Raw genomic sequence first — 1,200 nt, forward strand, 5'->3', positions numbered from 1 at the left:
GTAGATGCAAATGGTAACACCATAGATTACACAGTAGAAGTAACAGTAGTAGATACATTAAGTACAACAGAATTCAAAGCTAGTATGGTTAGTTTATATCCAAACCCAGCATCAACCCAAGTTACAATTGAAGCTGAAGGCTTTACTATTTCTGAAGTTATGATTTTCGACTTAACAGGTAAACTAATTAAGACTAGTAGAGAGCAAATAATCCAGATTTCAGAACTTTCTGCTGGACTATATATGCTTAGACTAAAAGACGACTTAGGAAATATTCTAACAAAGAAATTAATCAAGAAATAAAACACATTATTTTACGCTTGCCTATTTTAAATAATTAAAATAGGCAAGCTATTTTAATTTATTTCACTTAAAAACTTAACCTAGTATTCTAAACATCTAAAGATCTTACGATGAAACCACAAGGTTTAAAAGATGTTTTTTGGTTTTATTTAAAATTATGTAAAAAGATGATATATCCTAAGCACCAAAATTGTTTTGGTTTTTTTAGGTGTATCAATAGGAGTTATTTAAGATTATTAATAAAATAGTATTGCAAATCTTTTAATCTAGAATATTATTTAAAATAAAATTCGTTATGATATATGCATTTGTAAGTATTTTCCTTTTGGCTTTTGCAAGACTTGTTTACTTAGATATAAAAGATGCTAAGGAATTTAATTATCTAAAAAAATTAAAAGACAAATCGCTTCAAGAGAAAAATTAGAAACAGTCTGTTTTTTCCAAATTAGAATCTCAATAAAAAGAGTTGTTAATAAACTATTCAGACAAAAAAATTATATGGTGTTGCTTTTTAGTAATACTTTTTTTACTCCTAACTAAATTACAAAGCTTATTGTAAAGCTTTATATTTAACTACAATTATTTAAACCATACATACCAAGTATAAGTAAGCATTTACCATAACTTAGGCTTATTTATTTGCGGTTTTTTTTAGGCATTAATACTAATAAAAATGATTTAATATTTTGAAAACTATAAAAAAAATAACTTGGCTAGATTTAGCAGCAGCAACCTTAATCATAGGAATAATTTTATCACTAATACTCATGTTCTTCTTTTACCAAGAAGAACTGAGGTTAGAAAAAGAATTAGAACAAGTTAGGCAAAGCTTTTAATTAGTTTTATATTCAATTATTTAAAAATAACCATGCTTTTCATAAAGCATGGTTATTTTTT

At 25.5% G+C, this 1,200-nt stretch carries 3 protein-coding genes; all 3 read left to right on the top strand.

The genetic code is table 11. The features are described from left to right. A partial coding sequence (locus IEV63_RS12895) for a T9SS type A sorting domain-containing protein (RefSeq protein ID WP_188407227.1) occupies positions 1-303 on the top strand: 303 nt, incomplete at its 5' end. A gap of 295 nt (positions 304-598) precedes the next feature. Beyond that, the gene (locus IEV63_RS13085; RefSeq protein ID WP_262890069.1) at positions 599-727 is read left to right on the top strand and encodes a hypothetical protein; all 129 of its coding nucleotides are present in this window, start codon (positions 599-601) and stop codon (positions 725-727) included. Between the two features lie 262 nt (positions 728-989). Continuing rightward, positions 990-1,139, top strand: coding sequence for a hypothetical protein (locus IEV63_RS13040; RefSeq protein WP_229737267.1), 150 nt, complete (start codon positions 990-992; stop codon positions 1,137-1,139). Positions 1,140-1,200: the final 61 nt, after the last annotated feature.

This window comes from Psychroflexus salis (genome assembly GCF_014640175.1).
GTDB lineage: Bacteria > Bacteroidota > Bacteroidia > Flavobacteriales > Flavobacteriaceae > Psychroflexus > Psychroflexus salis.

What these genes read in the sequence shown, in the direction of transcription:
- IEV63_RS13085 (WP_262890069.1), top strand. Translation starts at nt 599, where the DNA reads ATGATATATGCATTTGTAAGTATTTTCCTTTTGGCTTTTGCAAGACTT.